Below are 22596 nucleotides of genomic sequence, written 5' to 3'. Positions count from 1 at the left end.
GCGCAGGATAGCGCGTGGGCGAGGAGGCGAGTGTCATTCTGATCCTCTGTAGGAGCCTGGGAAAAAGTCATTCGACAGCGAATGGGCTGCTCCCACGGTCAACCCTTCCGCTTCATCTGGAATGCGCTTTTCCCACACCCGACAAACCACAGCCCACAACCCAGCTCAGCCCTCCCAGTCCAGAATGACCTTCCCACTCTGGCCGCCCAGCATCGCGTCGAAGCCCTGCTGGAAGTCGGAAATGCCGAAGTGGTGGGTGATGACCGGGGTCAGATCGAGGCCGGACTGGATCAGGGCCACCATCTTGTACCAGGTCTCGAACATCTCGCGGCCATAGATGCCCTGGATGGTCAGCATCTTGAAGATCACGCTGTCCCAGTCGATGTCCACACGCCCGGCGGGGATGCCCAGCAGGGCGATCTTGCCGCCGTGATTCATGGTCTTCACCATCTGGGCAAAAGCCGCGCCAGAGCCGCTCATTTCCAGGCCCACGTCGAAGCCCTCGGTCATGTGCAGTTCGTCCTGCGCGACGGTCCACAGGTCTTCACGGGCCACGTTGACGGCGCGGGTCACGCCCATCTCGCGGGCCAGATCCAGGCGGTACTCGTTGACATCGGTAATCACCACGTTCCGCGCCCCGACATGCCGGGCGACAGCGGCGGCCATCACGCCGATTGGCCCCGCCCCGGTGATCAGCACGTCCTCGCCCACCAGATCGAATTTCAGGGCGGTGTGAACGGCGTTGCCGAAGGGATCGAAGATGGCGGCCAGATCGTCGGAGATGTCGTCTGGGAGCTTAAAGGCGTTGAAGGCCGGCAGCACCAGATATTCGGCGAACGAGCCGGGACGCTGCACGCCCACGCCCTGGGTATTGCGGCACAGATGGCGGCGGCCCGCGCGGCAGTTGCGGCAATGCCCGCAGGTGATGTGGCCCTCGCCGCTCACGCGGTCACCAACCTCAAATCCTCGGACCTCGGACCCCATGCCGGCCACCACACCCACGTATTCGTGGCCCACCACCATCGGCGTGGGCACCGTGCGCTGCGCCCAGTCGTCCCAGTTGTAGATATGCACGTCGGTGCCGCAGATGCTGCTCTTTTTTATGCGGATCAGCAGATCGTTGGGGCCGGGAACGGGCACGTCCGTCCGGGTCAGCCAGATGCCGGGTTCGGGTTTCAGTTTGCTCAGGGCGCGCATGGTGGGAGAGGAAGAGGTCACGCCAGCCGTTTTACTCTCAGTCGGCGCTGTCCGCCGTGACCGCGTTCACCAGGGCCGGACACCCGGTCTCAACACTCCATAAGCCTGCCCCGCTGACACCCGCCTCCCGTCGTGTCGTACCCTGACTTCATGATCAAGTACCGCAAGCAAAATCCCCTGGAACCCGAAAAGGACTCCGAGGTCACCCTGAACGTCACGCCGCTGCTGTTCTTCGTGGTGGGCTATCTGGCCGTGCGGGCGCTGATCCGCACCGCGCGCACCTACAGCGAATAGACCCCAGCCAAGAGACAAACGGAAATGAACATGGGTCCGGCCCTCTGCGGGCGGTCAATCCGCTAGGCTAGGCGCATGACCGATGCCAGCAACCCCCAGCAGTTCAAGAGTGCCGCCAGCAACCGTTTTGTCGTCCCCGGCTGGACCAATCTGGTCGACGGCATGCCCGACAGTGTGGAAGTTCAGCTCGATCTGGATCAGGCTGACATCGGGCGGGAACAGGCCAGCCTGCTCGTCGAGTACTGGGCCACCAACGCCGACATGACCCTGCAAAGCATCCTGCCCGTGCGGGCCTTCACCACCACCCCCGAGGGCTGGTGCGTCTTTGTGCCCGCGCAGGGGCGGGTGCTGGTGCGCGCCGTGGACCCGCAGCCCACGCCCCCCGTGCTGGTCAGCCACTGGATCAACATCGATCCGGCCACGCCCGCTGGGACCACCGTGAACGTGAAGGTCAACTTTCCCGGCAATGTGGCCAACACCACCAGCGGCAAACTCTCGCTGAACAGCTAACAGATCTCCAGCCAGACTTCCAGCGCCGCCGCCACGCCCTTCCGGGTGGCGGCGAGCGCCTGTGGAATCTGCCAGGCGGGGCGGTCACGCGGCCCCACCGCGTTGCTCACGCCGCGCACTTCCAGCACCGGCACCCCGGCCAGCAGGGCGGCGTGGGCGATGCCTGCACCCTCCATTCCCTCGGTGAGTGCGCCCGGAAAACGGGTCTCCAGAAAGGCGGCGGTTTTCAGACTACCCGTGACGCTGCTCAGGGTCAGCGTTGGCCCCAGGCGTGCGCCCGTGCGCCGCGCGACTTCCGATGCCAAGTGCCACGCAGGGAACCTTCCGGTGTGCGATGAGGTAGGGAGGATGGACAGACCCAGCTCCCCAAAGTCCAGAAATTGATCGCCGTCCCACGCGCCCAGGTCCGCCTGAATAATTTCAGATGAGACGGCGAGGTCACCGGGCAACAGGCCGGACGCTGGATAGGCCCCGCCGATGCCTGCGCTGATGACCAGTCCAGCCTTTTCCTGTGCCAGCGCCCGCGCCGTGGCCAGGGCGGCAGCCACCACGCCCACCCCGCAAACGATCACGCGGGCGTTCAGGTCCAGCAGGCGCTCGGCCTCGGCGTGGGTGGCGACGACGATCAGGGGCAGCATGAGGGACAGGGTAAGGGGTAACGGTGCGCGGCATCTCCCCTTCCCCATACCGCGCCGGGTGTAGCCTGCCCGCATGACGTTGTTTCGGCTGGATGGAAAACGCGCCCTGGTCACGGGTGGCAGCAAGGGAATCGGGCTGGCGGCGGCGCACGATCTGATCCGGCTGGGGGCACGGGTCACGGTGGCTGCGCGCCACGAAGACACCCTCAGAACGGCGGCGGACGCCATCGGGGCGCGCTGGGTGGTGGCCGATGTCAGTACCCCGGAAGGCGTCTCAGCCGCCGTGCGGGAGGCAGGTGACGTGGACATTCTGGTCAGCAATGCGGGCGGCCCACCACCAGGGAAACCCAGCGAGGTCAGCGAGGCCGCGTGGCAGGCCGGGTACGACACCACCTTCCTGAGTACCGTACGGCTGGCGAACGCGGTGCTGGCCGGGATGCGCGAGCGAAAGTGGGGCCGCATCATCGCCGTGACCAGCCTGACGGTGGGGCGGCCCTCGCCCACGCTGCCGGTCAGCAACGCCATGCGCGCCGCCGTGACCAACTACCTGCGGACGCTGGCGCTGGAGGTGGCCGCCGACGGCGTGACCTGCAATACGGTTGCGCCGGGTTACACCGCCACGGACCGCCTCAAAGCTCTGAACAGCAGTCCCGCCGACGCCGAGAAGCTGACTGCCCGCATTCCCGCCCGCCGCTTCGGGCAGCCGAACGAGGTGGGGGCGGCGATTGCCTTTCTGGCCACCAACGAGGCCGCCTACATCACCGGGCAGGAGTTGCTGGTAGACGGCGGCTGGAGCATCTGAACGCCCCGCCTGGGAGACATAGATTGCACGTTAACTGTCACTCGCCGCCCCGCCATTAAGGTTTAATAGGCAATCCGCCCGGCCCGCAGCCGCATATCTACAGGACAGAGCGAGACCGCTTCACCGTCCGCCCCGATTTTCAGAGCAGTTGAGCTTTCCGCAGCATCCATCCCCGGCATTTCATCCCCTTCAACAGCAAAAGCACGCCCGGCCACGGCCCGGCACGCAAAGGAGCAACATTTATGGGTCCTCTTGAAATCATTCTGATTGTCGTCGTGATCGCGCTGGTCTTCGGGGCCAGCAAGCTGCCGCAACTGGGTAAGGGCCTGGGCCAGGGCATCAAGGAATTCAAGCGCGAGACGGGCAAGACCGACACCGAGACCACCGTGGTCACGCCCATCACCGACGTGTCCTCGCGCCAGATCGATCCCGTGACGGGCGCGCCGATGCCCACCGAACGTGAACGCGAGAGCGCGGGCAACCGCCGCTAAGGGCAGGTCACGTCATGTCCCCCAAAACCGTTCCCAGCACAGATTTAAAGAGCGCCCCACTGTTCGATCACCTGGATGAACTGCGTAAGCGCTTAGTCTTCAGCGTCATCTTTCTGGTCATCGGCGCGTCCATAGCGTTTATCTACCGAGTGCAACTGATCGACTGGATCAAGGGACCGCTCCAGTACTCGCAACTGTATGTGGACGGCAAGGTGCAGGTCGTTACCTATACCCTGACCGAGCCGCTGCTGCTGAGCCTGAACCTGTCCCTGTGGGCCGGGCTGGGGCTGGCGCTGCCCTTCATTCTGGGACAGGTCTGGGGTTTTATCGCGCCGGGGCTGTATCCCAGTGAGCGGCGCTGGGCCGTTCCGTTCATCGTCGGGGCGGGGCTGTCGTTTCTGGGCGGCGCGGCCTTCGGGTACAAGCTGGTGCTGCCCACGATGGTGCCGTTTCTGGTGGGCTTTCTGGCCGGAGCTGTGACGCCCATCCTGGGTCTGGGAACGTACATCGGCACCGTCACCACCTTTCTGGTCGCCTTCGGGCTGGCCTTCGAGATGCCGATCCTGTCGATCATCCTGACGCGCATCGGCATCGTGAACCACGGGATGCTGCGCAAGGGCTGGCGCTTCGCGCTGGTGGGCATCATGATCGCCGCCGCCGTCATCACGCCCACGCCGGACCCCACCAACATGATGCTGGTGGCCGTGCCGCTGTACGTGCTGTACGAGCTGAGCGTGCTGCTCTCGCGGGCCTTCCGCCTGCCGCCCCCCGAAGAGGACGAGTCGCCCGCGCTGGGACTATAACTGGAGCCGGAACTGCGCCCGCAAAGCCCCCTCAATGCACCCTCTCCCCCCGGAGAGGGCTTTTTCATGCCCCACAGCCAAGGACCTGCCCGCCTTGCTGGGGGTACCCTGCCGCACCTGGGCATTTCTCACCTGGTAAAAGGCTTAAACTAGCGCCGACTTATGAATCCAGTATTCCTTCAAATCGGTACCTTCACGATTGCCTGGTACGGCGTGCTGATCACGCTGGGCATTGTGATAGGCGCGTGGCTCGGCACACGCATGGCCCGGCAACGCGGGCTGAACGTCAACCTCTTCAGCGACATGATCCTGTGGATGATCATCTGGGGGCTGGTCGGCGCGCGGCTGGTCTTCGTGCTGACCTCCTGGGGCCAGTTTGCAGACATCCCCTTCCCGCGCGTGATTCTGGACATCATCAACCTGCGGGCGGGCGGCATCTCGATACACGGCGGCCTGATCGGCGGCATTCTGGTGCTGATCTACTACACCCGGCGCTACAAGCTCAATTTCTACCAGTACGCGGACCTGTGCGTGCCGGGGGTGGCCTTTGGCATTATCGGCGGGCGGCTGGGCAACATCATGAACGGCACCGACACGGTGGGCCGCGTGACGAACTGGGCCGTCGGTTACCGCTGGCCCGACAGCGCGCGGGCCTTCCACAACGGCATGTGCCAGCCCAATCCCAACCCCAACATGGACCTGTCCAAGTACTGCCAGGACATCGGCGGTCAGATGGTCATGACCGCTCCGGTGCATTTCACGCAGCTCTACGGCGTGATCATCGGCATCATCCTGGCCGTCGCCTCCTATTACTGGCTACGCTCGCACAAGCCGGGCTGGACCTTCTGGCAATTCTGGCTGTGGTACTCCGTCCTGCGCGCCGGATGGGAAGAAACCTTCCGCCTCAACCCGCTGACCTTCAACTCTTACCTCAGCCAGGGTCTGGACAAGGCGGGCATCGGCCTGTTCACCGACACGCAGGTCATCAGCATTCCGCTGATCATCGTGTGCATCGTCATGCTGATCCGCCTCCGCAAGCAGCCAGACTCCCCATTCCCAGCAGAGGTCAAGGTGGATTCGCCCGCTGGCGGGCAGCCGCAGCCGCGCTAGTTCAATCCACCGTGAGAGGGCGGCCCCGCATATATGGGCCGCCCTCTCCTTTGGCCTTCAGGGCGGGTATCTTCAGGGCGCGACGAACTCGAAGACATGCCCTTCCGGGTCACGCACGGCCAGCCCCTGTTCGTCCTGCACAGACGGCAACCCAGCAGCCTTTACCGCTTCCGCCACCGCGTCCACATCGGCGTAGAAGCGCACCAGCGCGTGATCACCGCCCAGCATGTCGGCCAGACCCACCTGGGGGTCCCAGGCGTACAGCCAGCGCCGGGGCGTACCGTTGCCGTCTGGCTCCGGCTGCGGCCCCAGCGTGAACTGGGCGAAGTCGCGGTCCTCCTGCTCCTTGGCGAGGGCGAATCCATAGGCGCGGGGCAGGCGCTCCTTCATGGCGGCGTAATCGCTGAAGGCGAGGGCCACCTCGCGCAGGCCCATGACGGGTAGGGCGTGGGCGGGGCGCTGAATTGGCATGGGTGGAAAGTGCGGCTGGCGCGCGTCGGCCCGGTCCACGGCGCGCAGTTCCAGGCCGTGCCCGAAGGGATCGAAGAAGTACAGTGTCCAGTCGGGGCGGTCCTCCGTCCCCAGGTTGATCTCCTGCCACTCCAACCCGTGCGCGTCCAGCAGCGCCTTGCTCGGCTCCAGATCATCCAGCTCGATCTGCCACGCGTAATGAATATGGGAAGCTCCGCGCGGCCTCAAAGGGGCCAGCCGTGCATCGTTGGCCTGCCGTGTGACTGGCTGCCACAGCGTCAACGTCTGGTGCGGGTTGACCGCAAACTCGGCCACGCCCGCTGCCTCGTCGTGGCGCACGAGGTCCAGACCCAGCACCTGAGAATAGAAGCGCACGCCACGCGCCAGATGGTTGACCTCCAGCGTCAGGCCCGCCAGATCGAGAATGGGAGATGAATTCACGCCCGCATTTGAGCGCGTGGAAGCTCATTTTGAGTTTCCAAGAGTTGAACGGTTCTTTAGGGCTTCCGGTCCAACACCACCCGGATCACCTTCAACACATTCAAACCGCCAGAGCAACGCTGGAACGCCAAACCGGAGTGGCAACCAAAGGCCGTCGGGCGCGCAGCGCACGGGCCGCAGCCCAGCAGTAACTAGAGAATCCCTACGCAATCTGCGCGTGCGCCGCGTCCACCAGCGCCTGCGCGCCCTGCCCCAGCGTATCTGCGGCCAGTTCCGCCCCCAGCTCGGCGCATTCGGCCACGTCACCGCTGGTGGTGGCCCGCAGAACCTGCGAACCGTCCAGCGCGGCCACCCAGCCTTCCAGGGTCAGGATGCCGCCCTTGACCGTGGCGTGCGCGCCTACCGGAGCCATGCACCCCGCACCCAGCCCGGCCAGGAACTCGCGCTCGGCGGTAATGCGGTCATCGGTGGTGTGATCGTGAATGGCGTAGGCGACTTCCACCGTCAGGTCGTCGTCGGCGCGGGTTTCCAGGGCCAGTGCGCCCTGACCGGGGGCGGGCAGCATGACGTCCTGCTCGATGAATTCGTCGATGCGGTGGCGCATCTCAGTGCGGATCAGTCCGGCAGCGGCCAGGATGATGGCGTCGTACTCATCTCCTGCCAGCGCGGCCAGCCGGGTGTCGATGTTGCCGCGCAGCCCGATAATCTGAAGGTCCGGTCGAAAGGCTTGCAGGAACGCCTTGCGCCGCACGCTGCTGGTGCCGACGCGTGCGCCCTGCGGCAGATCGGCCAGCCGTTTCATGCCCTCCTTGCCGATCAGCACGTCACGGGCGTCCACCCGCTTGGGAATGGAGGCCACTTCCAGTTCCTCGGGCTGGCTGGTGGGCAGGTCCTTGAGAGAATGCACCGCGATGTCGATCCGCTTGGCGAGCAGGGCGTCCTCGATCTCCTTGATCCAGAAGCCCTTGTCGCCCTGCTGCGCCATCGAGATCAGGCTGGCGCGGTTGCGGTCCCCCTTGGTGCTGATGGTCTGAATACGGAAATCCGTTTCAGGCCATTCTTCTTTGAGCCGGGCCACCACCCAGTTGGTCTGTGCCAGCGCCAGCGTGCTGCCGCGCGTTCCTACCGTCACCGTCCGCATAACTTGGGCAGTATAAGGGCTGGGGACGGCCAGCGCCTATGCGCTTTGTCCTTCATGCATGAGGCTGGGGCCAACATGCTCCCGAACACAGACTTACCCTGACTGTGACTGGCTATGATGCCCGTCATGTCCAGCACCACAACCGACGCGCCCCAGGCTGAAGACAGGCCAACGAATCCCGGCCCACCGCCGCGCGCCCGCACCTACACCTGGCAGGACCCTCTGATCGGCGCGGGGGCCGTTCCTGGCCTGAGCGGGCTGGAGTACCTGCGCGGCATGGTGCGGGGCGAGTATCCGCCGCCGCCCATTGGCCAGACGCTGGGCTTCAGCATTGGCCATGAGGAAGACGTGCAGGAGGGCAAGGTGACCTTTCGCATGCGCCCGGAGGAATTCCACTACAACCCGATTGGCAGCGTCCACGGCGGCGTCTACGCCACGCTGCTGGATTCGGCGCTGGGCTGCGCCATCCACACCATGTTGCCCGCCGGGGTGGGCTACACCACCCTGGATCTGGCGGTGAAATACCTGCGCCCACTGCGCCTGGGCATGGGCGAGGTCCGCGCGGTGGCCGAGGTAATCAGCGTGTCGCGGCAGGTAGCCACCGCCAGCGCGCAGATCGTGGACGACGCAGGCAAGGTGTACGCCACCGCCACCACCACCTGTCTGGTGATGCGGCCCACCCGAACCCCTCATTCAGAGCTTTCCCAGGAGAAACAACCATGACCGATCCACAGGTCACATCTCAACAGGCCCCCTCCGATTTCATCCTCGAACAGCTCGGCGGTCAGCGCGGGCTGGTGGAACATCTGGGCATCACGTTTACGGAGGCCAGCGGCTCGAAAGTGGTGGCGCAGATGCCGGTGGAACAGCGCGTGCATCAGCCTTTCGGCATCCTGCACGGCGGCGCGAGTGTGGTTCTGGCTGAGTCGGTGGCGAGTACCGGCGCGTACCTGAGCGTGCGGGAACGCGGGATGATGGCCGTGGGCCTAGAGATCAACGCCAACCACCTGCGGAGCGCGGTGTCCGGGACGGTCACGGCCACAGGAACGCCCATCTTTCAGGGCCGCACCACCGAGGTCTGGAACATCGAAATCACCGACGAGCGGGGCAAGATGGTCTGCATTTCGCGCTGCACGTTGGCGATCATTCCTATGCCGGAGGGCGGGAAGGCAGGCTGACACGGATTCCGTCTGTTTCGTGGAGGAATCGGGACAGCGCCGATCCCTCCACTCCACGCCCGAAACCCGTTTTTCTCCTTCTCGCTCCGCTCGGATTTTCAGGTGTGTTCACACCTTCTAATCGGAGTCCATATGACTTTGCCTACAGGCGCGGCGCGGCGTCCGAGGATGGTTTGAGGACGGCGGAACTGGTCTCCGCGAGATGTGCGGGCAGGTCATCCTCAATGTCCTCCAGGTTCATGGCGCGCAGTTCGGGGGCCAGATACGCCGTGACGCCCACCACGATCAGGGTGACGATGCCGCCCAGCCACACGCTGCGGGCCGTGCCCAGCAGACTGGCCGCCACGCCGCTCTCGAAGGCCCCCAGCTCGTTGCTCGCGCCGATGAACATGCCGCTGACCGAATTCACGCGCCCGCGCATATGGTCTGGCGCTTTGAGTTGCAGGGTGGCGCTGCGGATCACCATGCTGATGCCGTCGAACAGGCCGGTGGCGACCAGCGCGGCCACGCTGAGATAGAAGTTGTGCGACAACCCGAAGACCATGATGCTCACGCCAAAACCCGTCACGGCCACCAGCAGCGTGCGGCCCGCGCCCTTGCCAGGGGGACGGCGCGTGGCGTACAGCATCACGCCCAGCGCCCCCACGCTCGGGGCGGCCACCAGCACACTTAATCCCACTGGCCCCACCTTCAGGATGTCGGAGGCGAAGATCGGCAGCAGGGCCACCGCACCGCCGAACAGCACGCTGAAGAGGTCCAGCGCCATGCTGCCCACCAGCACCTGCCGCTGCACCACGAAGGCCAGCCCCTCCTTGATGCTCTGCCAGATCGGCTCGCCGGGAATGAAACGCGGCTTCGGCTTGGGCTTCACGTAGGCCACGCAGGCCAGCGACACCAGCAGCAGGGCACAGGCCACACCGTAGGCCGCCCCCGCGCCCACCGACGCGTACAGCACCCCGCCCAGCGCCGGACCCGTGATGGCCGCCGCCTGCCCCGCGCTGGAGCGCCACGCCGAGGCCCGCAGCAGCAGCTCACGCGGCACCACCTGCGCCTGAAAGGCGGGCAGCGCCGGATCGGAAAAGCCGCGCGCGATGCCGAGCGTGAAGATCAGCGCCAGGATCGGGATGATGCCTCCCACGGTGGCGTGCGGCGCGTACAGCGCAAACAGCAGCGCACAGACCACCTCCACGCTGATGGTCATCAGCAGGATGCGGCGGCGGTCATTGCGGTCCGCCACCACGCCGCCGAACAGGGCCAGACTCAGGGCCGGAACCGCCTCCACCAGCCCCAGGATGCCCAGCGTCAGCGGATTTTTGGTGATCTGATAAAGCTGATAAGCCACCGTCAGGGCCACGGCGCGGCTGGCCAGGGTGCTGGTCACGGCGGCCAGCAGCATGGCGCGGAACTCGGGCAGGCGCAGCACGTCCTGACTGGCGGTGGTCTGCGGTTCGGGCGTGAGGCTCACCCGCGCAGTGTAGGCGCGTCTACCCGTGCCGCCTGAGCTGTCACTTCATCAGTATCAGGTCTGAATCCCTGCACCAGAACCAGATAGCACTGGACCATCCTGGAATGCGGCACGCCTGAGAACATTCTTTTTCGCCGTTATCCCGTATTCTTGAGGGATGCTGATTCTCGAAGGGAAATATGTGGTGCAGCCGAACAAGAAACTGGCGATCTACGCCGAGGGCAAAACGCTGCCCGCCGGGACGCTGGAGAGCGATATTGAGGCGTTACAGAAGAAGTGCCAGGGCGAGGGCCGCTGCGACGTGCAGGTCAATACCCAGCACGGCATCATGCGCGGCACGTTGATCGAGAAAAAGCCCTACAAGTTCAGCGGCTGGCACTTCGAGGGCCATCTGGCCTTCCCACCCAAAGCCTGAGCCATCAGCGACAGAAGTCATAGAAAGTGCCGCGCCATCTCCGATCTACACGGAATGGCGCGGCGCTTTTCTATGATTTTTTATAAGCACGGGTCAGCTCGTGACCACCTCGCCCCATCTTCCCAGCACCAGATAGATGATCCAGCCAGTCACGGCCACGTACAGCCACACCGGCACCGTCCAGCGCACCCAGGCGCGGTGGCGGTTAAAGAACGGCAGGGCGGCGGGAGCCTCGATGTTGTCCAGATTCCCGGCCCGTTTCAGGCCGTTCCAGGCATTCCACAGTGCCACCAGTGCCAGCGGCACATTGGCGGCGGCCAGGATGATGTGGCTGATCAGCAGCGCGAAATACGCGGGTTTCCATGCGGGCGGCCCGGTAAAGACCTTCTCGTAGCCCAGGCCCAGGCGGGTCAGGTACAGCACCAGAAACACGGTTGCCAGCGCACTGGCCGTGAGCATGGCGCGCATGTGCAGCACGCGCCGGCCCGTGCGAATGAAGTACACGCCCGTACACAGGGCGATCCCGCTCAGAACGATCATAATGACCGCCCACTCGTTGATGATTGCTGCCATATCGCCGGGCAGTCTAGGGCCGGGGCGGGGGGCAGGATGGCCCGGAGGAGTCAGGGAAGATCAAGTGTGATCGCGTCAACGCTGTCCGCTGGCCCGTCCGGGTTTTGCAGCGCCCATTCCCCACCGGGGGACAATCCGCCGCCCCGCCACGCGGGTAGAATGCGCTCTGTCATTCGCCGTCCGGTTTCTGGCCGCCATGTGCGGCACAACGACTGGGCGACAAGGGAAGAGGTGAGGACTTGAGCAGAACGCTGACTGCCCCGCGCACGCTGCCGGGGGTTTGGTTGCCCCGGCTGGCCTGGGGGGCGCTGGCCTACAACGTACTGGTGATCCTGTGGGGCGCGGTGGTGCGCCTGACCGGGGCCGGAGCCGGGTGCGGGGACCACTGGCCGCTGTGCAACGGCGTGGTGGTGCCGCAAAGCCCCACGCTGCACACAGTGATCGAATTCAGCCACCGCCTGACCAGTGGGGCCAGCGGCCTGCTGGCGATTGCGCTGGTGGCGCTGGCCTACGCGGTCACGCGTCCCGGCCACCCCGCCCGCTTCGGCGCGGTGCTGAGCCTGGGCCTGATCATTCTGGAAGGGCTGGTGGGCGGCGTGCAGGTGCTGCTGGGCCTGACCGCGCAGAGTACCGATCCAGCGCGCGGCTTCGTGCAGGGCATTCACCTGGCCAATACCTTCCTGCTGCTGGGGGCACTGCTGCTGACTGCACTGTGGGCTTCCGGCGGGCCGCGCCTGCGTTTGCGTGGACAGGGACTGGCCGGGCTGTGGAGCTTCACGGGGCTGGTGCTGGTGCTGGTGCTGGGCATGGCCGGGGCGGTGACGGCGCTGGGCGATCTGCTGTTCCTCCCTGCCGACGGCACGCCACTCGACACCGTGCGGCGCGACTTCGCGGCCAGCGCAGGCGTGATCGAGAACCTGCGGATCGTCCACCCCATGCTGGCGGTCCTCACGGCAGCCTTTCTGGTGTGGCTGGGCCTGTTCCTGCGCCGTGAACGCCCCTCGCTGGAGGTGGGCCGTTGGAGCGTGCTGATGTGGAGCGTGCTGGGACTCCAGATGGTGGCCGGATTCGCCAACGTGGCGCTGAAAGCCCCCGCCTGGATGCAACTGGTGCATCTGCTGCTGGCCTGCGCCCTATGGCTGGCCGCCGTGATGCTGAGTTACCGCGCCCTGACCGCGCTGCGGGCCTCGCGCTCGGCCCCGTCTGGGGTGGCCGCATGACCACCACCGGATTGCGGGGAGGCGTGGCGCGGGCCACCTGGCGCGATTACCTGTCGCTGACCAAGCCCAAGGTGATCTCCTTGCTGCTGTGGACTACCATCACGGCCATGTTCATGGCGGCGCGCGGGTGGCCGGGGTTATGGCTGCTGGTCGTGGTGGGCGTGGCCGGATTCATGTCTGCCGGATCGGCGGGCGTGTTCAACATGATCCTTGACCGTGACATCGACCTCAAGATGGCCCGCACAGCCAAACGCCCCACCACCAGCGGCCTGATCAGCTCGCGCGACGCGGCCATTTTCGGGACCACCTTGCAGGTGCTGTCGTTCGTGATGCTGTGGGTCTGGGGTTCGCCGCTGGCCGCGTGGATGAGTCTGGCGGGCTTCGTGACCTACGTGGTCATCTACACCATGCTGCTCAAGCGCCACACCTGGCACAACATCGTGCTGGGCGGGGCCGCCGGGTGCTTTCCGCCGCTGGTGGGCTGGGCCGCCGTCACGGGCGACCTGAACCTGTTCGCGTGGTTCCTGTTCGCCATCATCTTTTTCTGGACCCCGGTGCATTTCTGGGCACTGGCGCTAATGATCAAAGACGAGTACCGCGAGGTGGGCATTCCCATGCTGCCGGTGGTCCACGGCGACAAACTGACCGTGGCGCAGATCGGCCTGTACGCCATCTACACCGTGGTGCTGTCGCTGATGCCGATCCTTTTACATGAGGTCGGCGTGATCTACGGCCTCAGCGCGGCGGCGCTGGGCGTGTGGTTGCTGGTTCTCTCGTGGCGGCTGTACAAGCATGTGTTTGCAGGGAACAAGATCGAGCGCAGGGTGGCCGTGCCGCTGTACCTGTACTCGATGCTGTATCTGGCCATTCTGTTCGTGATGGGCGCGGTGGACCGGATCGTCTTCGCGCATCTGGGTTGAGGCCCGGATTGCGGGAGGGAAAAGGACGGGACACAGCGGGCGCGGCAGTTCGCCCCAGCGGCGCGGCAAAGGACACTTGCCCGCCCTGATTTCTGCTTAGATGGGGCCAACGCTTGACCGTTCGGTAAGTCCCGCCCATTTCAAGTGGACGGGAGCGCGGCAGAAATGGCCCAATCTGCCGCGTGAGGCGTTAAACTGCCAGGGATTCACATACAGGGGAACATGGGCCACAAGACTCACAGCGGCAGGACCCGGAGCATCAGGGCCGGAACACAGGGTTCAGAGACACAGGATTCAGGGCACAGCATAAGGAGCGGAAGTTGAATACCATACACCGTCACAGCGGCCAGTCTCAGGGGACGCCCCCGCCACATGGGCGGCTCTCACATCACAAGCTGCGGCGCACGCTTGGGACCGCTCTTGCGGCAGTTCTGGGCGTCACGCTCCTCAGCGGGTGCGGCTCACAACAGCTCCTCTCGATTGGCGATCTGTCCTCGGGCTACAACCGCGAAGTCCTCTTCATGAGCATCTTCGCCATCGCCCTGTCGATCATTATTTTCGTGGGCGTGTCCTACGCGCTGTTCTTTACCGTCAACAAGTTCCGCGAGGACAAGAACACCGCAGAGCCGGCACAGTTCCACGGCAACAACCGCCTGGAAATCATTCTGGTGGTGGTGCCGGTGATCATCGTGATGTTCCTGGCGATCCTGACCGTGCGCAGCATGGCGATCCTCAACCCCGTCGCCGATACGTCCACCAAGATCGATGTGCTGGGCCGTCAGTTCTGGTGGAACTTCTCGTACCCCGAGACCAAGGCGGACGCGGGCGGCACGGTTGCCAACGGCAACGAGATGATCATGCCCACCAAGCAGGACGTGGCGCTGACCATCACCAGCGGCGACGTAATCCACGGCTTCTGGGCACCAAACGTGGGCGGGCAGCGCGCCGCCATGCCCGCCACCCTCAAGACCTGGAACGTGGACACGGACCGTGCGGGCGTGTACCAGGGCAACTGCTCGCAACTGTGCGGCGGCAGCCACGCCAACATGCGTTACAAGGTCATCGCGCTGGATCAGGAGCGCTACAACACCTTCCTGGCCGCCGCCAAGGCGTACCGCGCCCCCGAACCTGCCGCAGACAGCCCCGAGGCACGCGGCTACGAGACCTTCATGAAAGGCAAGTCTGAGACCGGCGCGCTGGCCTGCGCCGCCTGCCACCGCGTGCAGGGCACCACCGCTGCCGGCGCGGCTGGCCCGGACCTGAGTTTCTTCGGCACCCGCCGCACGCTGGGCGCGGGCAAGTGGGAAGCCATGACCCCGGAACACTGGGAAGCCCCCGACGCCAAAGCCGAGCTGCACGCCTGGATCAAGCACAGCCCCCTGGTCAAGCCCGGCAGCCTGATGCCCACCTACGACGGCAGCGAGTATCTGGCCGCTGGCAAGAAGGTCAAGGGCGGCGTGCTGACCGACGCCGAGATCGACGATGTGGCCGCCTACCTGCGCAGCCTGAAGCTGCCTGAAGAGGCCAACTACTGGAACGACACGCCCGTCTACGGTTCATCGGACGCGGCTGAGAATGCTCCCGCCGAGACCGCCAAGACCTCTAGTCCCACACCGGGAGGCAACCAGTGACCATTCAGGCCCCACAACAGGTTCCCAGTCACGCACCCTCTGCCCGGCCCAGCGCCTGGGAAGTCCTCAAGGACTACATGATGACCACCGATCATAAAAAGATCGGGACGCTGTACATCCTCACCAGCCTGATCGGTTTCGCCATCGCGGGCTTTCTAGCCGTCGCCATCCGCATTCAACTGGCGGTGCCGGACAACACCTTCCTAGTGGGCAACACCTACAACCAGGTGCTGACCCTGCACGCCGCACTGATGATCTTCTTCTTCCTGATCCCGATTGGCCTGTTCGGCTTCGGCAACTGGTTCCTGCCGCTGCAACTGGGCGTGCGGGACGTGGCGCTGCCACGCGTCAACACGTTTGCGGTGTGGCTGTTCATCTTCTCCCTCATTCTGGTCATCACGGGCCTCGCCAACGGCGGCGCACCCGGCGTCGGCTGGACCTTCTATTACCCGCTGAGCGTGGACGCCAACCAGACCGGCGTGGCCGTGCTGATGGTGGCGCTGACCCTCAACGGCATCGCCTCCTTGCTGGGTAGTGCCAACTTCGCGGCCACGATTGTCAACATGCGCGCCCCCGGCATGAGCCTGTGGAAGATGCCCATCTTTGTGTGGGCCATCTTCTCCACCTCAATCCTCCAGCTCATCTCGCTGGGCGGTCTGACGGCGGCGGCGCTGGTCACGTTCCTGGAACTCAAGCTGGGCCTGAGCATGTTCAACCCCGGCATTGGCGGCGTTCCGGTGATGTTCCAGCAGTTCTTCTGGTTCTACTCTCACCCCGCCGTGTACGTCATGCTGCTGCCCTACCTGGGCATCGGCGCGGAAGTCGCCTCGACGATGGCGCGTAAGCCGCTGTTCGGCTACCGCGTAATGGTCTACTCGCTGCTGGGCATCGTGCTGGTCAGTCTGCTGGTGTGGGCGCACCACATGTTCGCCGTGGGCCTGCCCGAATCGTGGCAGATCGCCTTCATGATCGCCACGCTGATCGTCGCCATCCCCACCGGGGTCAAGATCTTCAACCTGATCGGCACGCTGTACGGCGGGCGCATCATCATGAAGACCCCCACCTACTGGCTGATCGGCTTCATCTTCAACTTCCTGATCGGCGGCATCACCGGCGTGGCGCTGGGCATGATTCCCTTTGACTATCAGGTGACCATGTCGTACTTCGTGGTGGCGCACTTCCACAACGTCATGATGTTTGGCACGGCGTTCCTGGCGATGGCGGGCCTGTACTACTGGTGGCCCAAGATGACCGGGCGCTTCATGGACGAGCGCTTAGGCATGTGGCACTTCTGGCTGTTCATGGTCGGCTCGTGGATGACCTTCTTGCCCCAGTACATCCTGGGTCTGCTGGGCATGCCCCGCCGCTACTACACCTACCCCGCAGGCAACTTCGCCTGGACCGAACTGAACTTCATCTCCACGCTGGGCGCGCTGACGCTGCTGGCAGGCGGAATAGTGTGGTTCTGGAACATCTACATCACCTTCAAAAAGCCCATCACCGCGTCCAACAACCCCTGGGGCGGCTACACGCTGGAGTGGACCTCCTCCAGCCCCCCCGCCGCGTACAACTTTGCCCACGAATTCCCCACCACCTTCCCCACCGAGCGCCCGCTGTACGACTGGGAGAAGAACGGCGACACCCTGACCCCGGTGGATCCCAAGACCATCCACCTGCCGCAGGACAGCATCTGGCCCTTTATTACCGCCGTGGGTATCCTGCTGATGGGCTACGGCCTGAGCTTCGGCTGGTTTACCAACTACACGCCCACCGGTGGCCTGCAACCCTTCTTTGAAGCCTCTGCCGGACACGTCTTCGCCAGTCTGGTGCTGTATGTCAGCTTCCCGGTGTTCCTGTACGGTCTGTTCAAGTGGGCCGGAACGCGCGAGTATGCCGTGCCCGTCGCCCACCATCACCTGACCAAGTACGACAACGGCTTCATGGGCATGGCGTGGTTCATCATCTCCGAAATCGGGCTGTTCGGCGTGCTGATCGCCGGGTACGTGTACCTGCGTGTCAGCGGTCACGCCGAGCCGCCTGCCCTGCGCCCCAACGTCTGGCTGGCCGCACTGAACACCCTGATCCTAGTGTCCTCCTCCTTCGTGCTGCACCGCGCCGAGCAGGACAACCACCACGGCAAGCTCACGCGCTTCCGCCTGGGCCTGTTCATCACCCTGCTGATGGGCGCGGCGTTCATGCTGTTCCAGATCTACGAATTCTCGCTGTTCGGCGCGGAAAGCGACTGGAAGCAGAACCTGTGGCAGGCATGCTTCTTCATCATCGTCGGTCTGCACGGTCTGCACATCATCATCGGCGGCATCGGCGTGGCCCTGCCCTACTACCAGGCCATGACCGGCAAGATGGACAAGTACAACCACGGTTCCATCACTCCGGCCAGCATGTACTGGCACCTGGTGGACGTGGTGTGGCTGCTGATCGTGGCGATCTTCTACGCCTGGTAGACGGGTTGGAGAAAGCTGAGCAGCACAGCGTTATAGACAGAAGAGAGGCGGGAATGGCAGAGATGCTTTCCCGCCTCTCTTTTTGTCATGGGGACACCCGCCCACGGCAAACGCCCTAGCCTGAACGCATGAAATGGTTGACGGGCATTCTGCTGGTGGTTGCGGCGATTCTGGGTGGACTGCTCTTTGCACGGCAGGCCAGCCCCAGCGTGACAGGCGGCGAGGCGCTGGACAATCCGGTGACGTTGCCCGCCCTGAAACTGGTGGATGACCGGGGCACAGCGACGACGCTGGCGCACGGCGACGGACGAATGCGGCTGGTCTTCTACGGCTTCGTGCGCTGCCCGGACGTGTGCCCGGCGACGCTGGCGAGCCTGAAGAACAGCTACGAAATGCTGAAGCCGGAGCAGCAGAAAGACCTTCAGATTCAGTTCATTACCGTGGACCCCGCCTTTGACACCCCGAAAGTGGTCCGCGCCTACCTGGACCGCTTTGATCCCGCCTTCACCGGGTTGACAGGCCAGGCCGACACCATCGACGAGGCGGCCAGAGACATGTTCGTGGCGAACGTCAAGCCGCAGCCGACAATGGTGATGGACCACAGCGCCCATACCGCCCCGGCTTCCGGGCAGGGTGCGAGCAACGCTGAGGCCGCTGGAGCCGGGGCCAGCGAGGCCGCCCGTATCCACGGCGATCAGGTCAGCGTGGTGAACACGCAGGGTCAGTTCGTGCGCGTGTATACCAATTCGGAAGTGATCGGCGGCGAGTTGCAGAAGGATTTGCCCGGATTAATTCGGATGTATGGCGGCGGCTGAAAATAACTTGAGGCCAGAAAGAACCGCCCCGACACTGGCCGGGGCGGTTCTTTGCTTGAGGTTCAGCTTTAGCTGCGGCTGCCCCCGAACAGGCGCAGGATGAACAGGAACATATTGATGAAGTCCAGGTACAGGCGTAGCGCTCCGTTGATGGCGGCGCGTTCGGCCTGCTCGCCCTCGATGCCGCTGAGGGCCATATTCCGCAACATCTGCGTATCATAGGCGGTCAGGCCCGCGAACAGCAGCACGCCGATGACGCTGATGCCGAAGCTCAGGGCGCTGCTGGCGACGAAGATGTTCACGATCATGGCGATGATCAGGCCGATCAGGGCAAACATGAAAAAGCGGCCCATCGCGCTCAGGTCCTTCTTGATCACGTAACCCACTACGCTCATGGCCCCGAAGGTTCCGGCGGTGGTGGCAAAGGCACTGATGACGGCGGTGGGGCTGTAGGCGAAAAGCAGGGCGCTGAAGGTCAGGCCGGTCAGGGCGGCGTAGGCGATGAACAGCATTCCGGCCACCGTGCTGCTCAGGCGGTTGGCGAAGATGCTCAGGCCGAAAACCAGACCCAGTTGGACCAGCAGCAGCGGCATTCGAATCTGCATGATCTGGTAGGCGAAGGCTTCGTTCTGGGCGGTGAGAAAGGCGATTCCGGCAGTCAGGGCCAGCCCGGCGGCCATCCACGAATACGTGCGGGCCATGAACGTGCGGACAATTTCTGCCGTTCGGGCCTGCGATTGGGGCATGGGATAGGTCTGCATACGTTCCATGATACGAGACGCGGCTAAGAAGAGTTCCCGGTTTCACAGCACCGATCTTGAACGCCCCTTGACCCAGGTCATGGCTGTGCCCAGCGCCGTCTGCCACACTCCAGACATGACCCATATCATCACCAGTCCGTGTATCGGCACCAAGGATCAGGCCTGCACCGAGGTCTGCCCGGTGGAGTGCATCTACGACGCCGGAGAGATGTACCTGATCCACCCCGACGAGTGCATCGACTGCGGCGCGTGCGTGCCCGCCTGCCCCGTCAGCGCCATCTTCCCCGAGGAGGATGTGCCCGCCGGAGAGGAGTCCTTCATCGCCCGCAATTACGAGTTCTTCGGGGTCTGAGGCCATGACGACGCTGTCTGTGCTGTCCGGCATCAACATTCTGCTGGTGGGCCTGTGGGTAGGCATGTACCTGTTCACCACCTTCGTGGTCAGCCCGGCGTTCACCGAACTGTTCCCGGATGCGGAGGTGCGCCGCAGCCACCGCCGACTGGTGGGGCGGCATTACGCGCGGGTCAATGGCCCACTGACTGCCGTGCTGGGCGGGGTGGCGCTGATCATGATCTTCACGGGCGGCGCGGCCCCAGTTTTGTGGGCCGAACTGCTGCTGCTGGCGCTGATCGGCGGAACGGTGGCGCTGCATGTCCGGCGGGCCTCGGTGGCGGGCGCAACCGTGCCCGGCTGGATCACCAACGTGACGCTGGGGGCCAGCGTGCTGCTGTGCGTCGCCGCCGTGGGGGCCGCATGACCGTCCCTTCATCTGGGCCAATGCTGCTGACCGCCGAGGGCGACACGCTGTTCTCGCGGATCGGGGAGGAGCGTCTGCGGGCGCTGCTGTGGGGCTTCTACGCCGAAGTCGTGAAGGACGAGTTGCTGGGACCGGTGTTCAGGCAACGCGTCGGGCCGTTTCCGGGGGCCGGGTGGCCAGTGCATATCGCGCGGCTGGAAGGCTTCTGGCGGGCGGTCACGGGCGGCCCCAGCGCCTACCGGGGACAGCCCGGCCCAGCCCACAGCAATCTGGGCGCACAGGCGGCCCACTTTGACCGCTGGCTAGCGCTGTGGGAAACCGCGCTGGCCGAACATCTCAACCCGCCGGAAGCACAGGCCCTGCTGGTGATGGCGTCGCGGATGCGGGTATCGCTGCAACGCTTCGCACTGGCCGGAGCCTCTTTACAGGGAGAAACATCATGACCACCGAACACACAGACATTCAACGCGCCGCACCTCCGCAGGTTCTGACCGCCACCCCGCACGGACGGTCATTGCTGTTCACGCTGGAGACCGGGCAGGGCATCCCGCCCCACCGTCACCCCGGCGCACAGGCCATTCTTGCCGTCCTATCAGGCGAGATCGAGGTCCGGGCGCAGGCCACGCAGACCCTGAAGGCAGGCGAGGTGGCAGTCCATGACGGCAACGAACAGATCAGTCTGCTGGCCCTTCAGCCGGGACAGGTGCTGGTGACGTTGCTGGGCGGCTAAAGCGTGGCACCATAGACCTCTGTGACTCCCGAACGCGCCCTGGCCCTCCTGCGTCACGTCCCCATCTTTCAGGGCGCGCAGGAGGCCGATCTGTTGCCACTGGCCGAACGGGGCCACTTCTTGGGGCTGATGCGTGGGCGACACCTGTTTCAGGCTGGACAGACCGTGGAGTCGCTGTATGTCGTCGCCAGTGGCAGCGTGCGGGTGTACCGGCTGGCGCGCGGCGGACGGCGCGAGCTGACCCTACATGTGGAGGGGCCGCGACAGTTGGTCGCCGGAATTGCCGCCTTCCAGAGCCGGGCGGTCTATCCGGCGCATGCCCAGGCCCTCCAGAGTCCCACCGAGGTGCTGGCCCTGCCGGTGGAGGCGGTGCGGCAGGCCGTATTCAATACGCCGACGCTGGCGCAGGCGGTAATTGCCTATTTTGCGCGGCGGCAGGCCGAGTTGCTGGGGCGGCTGGACAGTCTGGTCTTCAGCGAGCTGGGCGAACGGCTGGCTGCCTACCTGCTGGACCACGCTGCCGAAACCCCGCACGCGCTGCCCACCAATTCGGAACTGGCCGCGCTGCTGGGCACCGTGCCGGAAATCATCAGCCGCAAGCTGGGCGAGTTCTACCGGCTGGGCCTGATCGTGCTGGAACGGCGCACGGTGCGGGTCTGTGACGTGGCAGAACTGGCGCGGCTGGCGGGCCACACGGTGACAGCGGAGGACGCAGCAAGGGAGGCAGGGCGCTAGGGTCTCCCCCACCGCCCCGCCTCTTCGTTCTTCCCAACTCCTGTTTTTAGACTGCTGCGCTCAGTTGCCGCCCTGGCCGATCCGTTCGCTCTGGAGACGGCCCTTGCCCGCTGCGTCGTCCAGCTTGATGGCCCCGTGCTGACGCATCAGGCTCAGGGCCTCGTCGGCGCGGGCCGTGCTGGCGTCGCGGGCGATCACGATGACGTGGCCGTCGCTGATGCCGGCGTTGAAGCGCTCAGCCTGCACCGGGGGCACGCCCATGCGGCGCAGCAGCGTCACGTAATCGCCGCTGTCACTGCCCGACAGCGCGCCGAACAGGCCGCCCAACGTCAGACCGCCAATCGCGCCGTACATGATGCCCAGCAGCCCACCTTCCTGATAGATGCGGGTAACGGGGAAGACCAGGATCAGTAGCCAGATGGGAACAGTCAGGGTCAGACTCGCCAGCACCCCCATCAACCCGCCCCGGATGACGGCTGCCGATCCAGCGGGCGCGCCCTCCTCCGGGCTGACCCCCGTGGACTGCGCCAGATCTTCCTCGGCCACGGCGTCACTCAGGGCAAAGCCCAGGTGATCGCGATCAAAACCACGGGATTTCAGGGCTTCCAGCACAACCTTGGCCTGACCCGGCTCACGAAAGAGGGCAACGACGCTTTCCATACCTGCATTTTTACCACGTACAGGGAGAAAAAGGGAGGGACAGGGGGGAAACAATCCTTTAGAACTTCGGGTGCTAGGGGATACTGAGCCGAGAAAAGCGGAAACTCGGGTATGCCTACCAACGAGCTTCCGCTGGTTCAATCTACCGTCGAAGACCTGTTTTTACTCGTGTACGTCTACATTGATGATTACTTGAAGGCCGCTGAGGTCAGCGGCCTGTTCACACTCCCCAGGGAGCCGCATCAAAAAGGCACCTACGCCGAGATCATGACGATTGCGCTGGTTGGCGAACTCCTGGGTCAGCCATCACAGCAAAAATGGCTCGCACAGGTCCGCTTCACCTACCGTCAGCTTTTTCCCTGCCTCCCGGACCGC

27 protein-coding genes and 1 pseudogene are annotated in these 22596 nt (G+C 64.7%); 20 read left to right on the top strand and 8 right to left on the bottom strand.

What is annotated here, in order from left to right:
- Positions 1-165: 165 nt before the first annotated feature.
- Positions 166-1197, bottom strand: a complete 1032-nt coding sequence (gene tdh / locus BOO71_RS20225) for an L-threonine 3-dehydrogenase (protein ID WP_075835457.1) — start codon at positions 1195-1197, stop codon at positions 166-168.
- A gap of 150 nt (positions 1198-1347) precedes the next feature.
- On the opposite strand from tdh, the gene BOO71_RS27990 reads away from it, so the two are divergent.
- Positions 1348-1491 carry a hypothetical protein gene (locus tag BOO71_RS27990; RefSeq protein ID WP_169816502.1) on the top strand — a complete coding sequence of 48 codons (144 nt, stop codon included), beginning with the start codon at positions 1348-1350 and terminating at the stop codon, positions 1489-1491.
- A 75-nt stretch (positions 1492-1566) separates the two neighbouring features.
- Positions 1567-2001, top strand: coding sequence for a uracil-DNA glycosylase (locus tag BOO71_RS20220; RefSeq protein WP_075835455.1), 435 nt, complete (start codon positions 1567-1569; stop codon positions 1999-2001).
- Here the strand turns inward: BOO71_RS20220 and mqnB are convergent.
- Positions 1998-2639: a futalosine hydrolase gene (gene mqnB / locus BOO71_RS20215; RefSeq protein ID WP_075835453.1), complete on the bottom strand. Its 642-nt coding sequence runs from the start codon at positions 2637-2639 to the stop codon at positions 1998-2000. The two genes, BOO71_RS20220 and mqnB, sit on opposite strands and share 4 nt — an antisense overlap.
- Before the next feature lie 73 nt (positions 2640-2712).
- Here mqnB and BOO71_RS20210 point away from each other — a divergent pair, with 73 nt between their 5' ends.
- The 4 genes from BOO71_RS20210 (at position 2713) to lgt (ending at position 5845) form a co-directional block, all read left to right on the top strand.
- Positions 2713-3441 carry an SDR family oxidoreductase gene (locus tag BOO71_RS20210; protein ID WP_075835451.1) on the top strand — a complete coding sequence of 243 codons (729 nt, stop codon included), beginning with the start codon at positions 2713-2715 and terminating at the stop codon, positions 3439-3441.
- Between the two features lie 242 nt (positions 3442-3683).
- A complete protein-coding gene (locus tag BOO71_RS20205) occupies positions 3684-3932 on the top strand; it encodes a twin-arginine translocase TatA/TatE family subunit (protein WP_075835449.1) in 249 nt (82 codons plus the stop codon).
- Positions 3933-3946: 14 nt separating this feature from the next.
- Positions 3947-4735: a twin-arginine translocase subunit TatC gene (tatC, locus tag BOO71_RS20200; RefSeq protein WP_075835447.1), complete on the top strand. Its 789-nt coding sequence runs from the start codon at positions 3947-3949 to the stop codon at positions 4733-4735.
- Positions 4736-4897: 162 nt separating this feature from the next.
- Positions 4898-5845, top strand: a complete 948-nt coding sequence (gene lgt, locus BOO71_RS20195; protein WP_075835445.1) for a prolipoprotein diacylglyceryl transferase — start codon at positions 4898-4900, stop codon at positions 5843-5845.
- Positions 5846-5917: 72 nt separating this feature from the next.
- Here lgt and BOO71_RS20190 read toward each other — a convergent pair whose 3' ends face one another.
- Positions 5918-6757 carry a VOC family protein gene (locus tag BOO71_RS20190; RefSeq protein WP_075835444.1) on the bottom strand — a complete coding sequence of 280 codons (840 nt, stop codon included), beginning with the start codon at positions 6755-6757 and terminating at the stop codon, positions 5918-5920.
- A 202-nt stretch (positions 6758-6959) separates the two neighbouring features.
- Positions 6960-7898 carry a hydroxymethylbilane synthase gene (gene hemC, locus BOO71_RS20185; protein ID WP_075835442.1) on the bottom strand — a complete coding sequence of 313 codons (939 nt, stop codon included), beginning with the start codon at positions 7896-7898 and terminating at the stop codon, positions 6960-6962.
- A 126-nt stretch (positions 7899-8024) separates the two neighbouring features.
- On the opposite strand from hemC, the gene BOO71_RS20180 reads away from it, so the two are divergent.
- Together BOO71_RS20180 and BOO71_RS20175 are read left to right on the top strand one after the other, a co-directional pair.
- On the top strand, positions 8025-8621 hold the full coding sequence (locus tag BOO71_RS20180) for a PaaI family thioesterase (protein WP_075835440.1): 597 nt from the start codon (positions 8025-8027) through the stop codon (positions 8619-8621).
- Complete coding sequence (locus BOO71_RS20175; protein ID WP_075835438.1) at positions 8618-9076, top strand: hotdog fold thioesterase; 459 nt, start codon at positions 8618-8620, stop codon at positions 9074-9076. The genes BOO71_RS20180 and BOO71_RS20175 overlap by 4 nt, the downstream gene beginning before the upstream one ends.
- 142 nt (positions 9077-9218) lie before the next feature.
- On the opposite strand, the gene BOO71_RS20170 is transcribed toward BOO71_RS20175, so the two are convergent.
- Positions 9219-10541 carry an MFS transporter gene (locus BOO71_RS20170; protein WP_254843231.1) on the bottom strand — a complete coding sequence of 441 codons (1323 nt, stop codon included), beginning with the start codon at positions 10539-10541 and terminating at the stop codon, positions 9219-9221.
- A 157-nt stretch (positions 10542-10698) separates the two neighbouring features.
- Here BOO71_RS20170 and BOO71_RS20165 point away from each other — a divergent pair, with 157 nt between their 5' ends.
- A complete protein-coding gene (locus BOO71_RS20165; protein WP_029480593.1) occupies positions 10699-10956 on the top strand; it encodes a hypothetical protein in 258 nt (85 codons plus the stop codon).
- A 93-nt stretch (positions 10957-11049) separates the two neighbouring features.
- On the opposite strand, the gene BOO71_RS20160 is transcribed toward BOO71_RS20165, so the two are convergent.
- Entirely contained in the window at positions 11050-11529 is a 480-nt protein-coding gene (locus BOO71_RS20160) for a DUF420 domain-containing protein (RefSeq protein WP_075835436.1), read from the bottom strand.
- 239 nt (positions 11530-11768) lie between these two features.
- Here BOO71_RS20160 and BOO71_RS20155 point away from each other — a divergent pair, with 239 nt between their 5' ends.
- The 5 genes from BOO71_RS20155 to BOO71_RS20135 all read left to right on the top strand — a co-directional run bounded on the left by BOO71_RS20155 (position 11769) and on the right by BOO71_RS20135 (position 18577).
- Complete coding sequence (locus BOO71_RS20155) at positions 11769-12749, top strand: COX15/CtaA family protein (RefSeq protein WP_075835434.1); 981 nt, start codon at positions 11769-11771, stop codon at positions 12747-12749.
- Positions 12746-13669 carry a heme o synthase gene (locus BOO71_RS20150; RefSeq protein WP_075835432.1) on the top strand — a complete coding sequence of 308 codons (924 nt, stop codon included), beginning with the start codon at positions 12746-12748 and terminating at the stop codon, positions 13667-13669. The genes BOO71_RS20155 and BOO71_RS20150 overlap by 4 nt, the downstream gene beginning before the upstream one ends.
- Positions 13670-13989: 320 nt before the next feature.
- Complete coding sequence (coxB, locus tag BOO71_RS20145; RefSeq protein WP_083653682.1) at positions 13990-15300, top strand: cytochrome c oxidase subunit II; 1311 nt, start codon at positions 13990-13992, stop codon at positions 15298-15300.
- Entirely contained in the window at positions 15297-17762 is a 2466-nt protein-coding gene (locus tag BOO71_RS20140; protein WP_075835430.1) for a cbb3-type cytochrome c oxidase subunit I, read from the top strand. The genes coxB and BOO71_RS20140 overlap by 4 nt, the downstream gene beginning before the upstream one ends.
- A gap of 128 nt (positions 17763-17890) precedes the next feature.
- The gene (locus tag BOO71_RS20135; protein WP_075835428.1) at positions 17891-18577 is read left to right on the top strand and encodes an SCO family protein; all 687 of its coding nucleotides are present in this window, start codon (positions 17891-17893) and stop codon (positions 18575-18577) included.
- Between the two features lie 68 nt (positions 18578-18645).
- Here BOO71_RS20135 and BOO71_RS20130 read toward each other — a convergent pair whose 3' ends face one another.
- Entirely contained in the window at positions 18646-19338 is a 693-nt protein-coding gene (locus BOO71_RS20130) for a Bax inhibitor-1/YccA family protein (RefSeq protein WP_075835426.1), read from the bottom strand.
- A 115-nt stretch (positions 19339-19453) separates the two neighbouring features.
- Between BOO71_RS20130 and BOO71_RS20125 the strand changes: the two genes are divergently transcribed.
- The 5 genes from BOO71_RS20125 to BOO71_RS20105 are packed head-to-tail and all read left to right on the top strand — an operon-like array spanning position 19454 to position 21561.
- The gene (locus BOO71_RS20125) at positions 19454-19690 is read left to right on the top strand and encodes an indolepyruvate ferredoxin oxidoreductase subunit alpha (protein WP_075835483.1); all 237 of its coding nucleotides are present in this window, start codon (positions 19454-19456) and stop codon (positions 19688-19690) included.
- Between the two features lie 4 nt (positions 19691-19694).
- Entirely contained in the window at positions 19695-20096 is a 402-nt protein-coding gene (locus BOO71_RS20120; protein WP_075835424.1) for a DUF4149 domain-containing protein, read from the top strand.
- Entirely contained in the window at positions 20093-20539 is a 447-nt protein-coding gene (locus BOO71_RS20115; protein ID WP_075835422.1) for a group III truncated hemoglobin, read from the top strand. The genes BOO71_RS20120 and BOO71_RS20115 overlap by 4 nt, the downstream gene beginning before the upstream one ends.
- Entirely contained in the window at positions 20536-20826 is a 291-nt protein-coding gene (locus tag BOO71_RS20110) for a cupin domain-containing protein (protein WP_075835420.1), read from the top strand. The genes BOO71_RS20115 and BOO71_RS20110 overlap by 4 nt, the downstream gene beginning before the upstream one ends.
- Before the next feature lie 21 nt (positions 20827-20847).
- Positions 20848-21561 carry a Crp/Fnr family transcriptional regulator gene (locus tag BOO71_RS20105; RefSeq protein WP_075835418.1) on the top strand — a complete coding sequence of 238 codons (714 nt, stop codon included), beginning with the start codon at positions 20848-20850 and terminating at the stop codon, positions 21559-21561.
- Between the two features lie 60 nt (positions 21562-21621).
- Here the strand turns inward: BOO71_RS20105 and BOO71_RS20100 are convergent, their stop codons facing one another.
- Complete coding sequence (locus BOO71_RS20100) at positions 21622-22221, bottom strand: hypothetical protein (protein WP_075835416.1); 600 nt, start codon at positions 22219-22221, stop codon at positions 21622-21624.
- A 111-nt stretch (positions 22222-22332) separates the two neighbouring features.
- Here BOO71_RS20100 and BOO71_RS20095 point away from each other — a divergent pair.
- Positions 22333-22596, top strand: a pseudogene (locus BOO71_RS20095) (transposase); the annotation flags it as partial.

The organism is Deinococcus marmoris, assembly GCF_001949125.1.
Lineage (GTDB): Bacteria > Deinococcota > Deinococci > Deinococcales > Deinococcaceae > Deinococcus > Deinococcus marmoris_A.
Note: the sequence above shows the minus strand (reverse complement) of the source record. Positions and strands in the feature narration are given on the sequence as shown.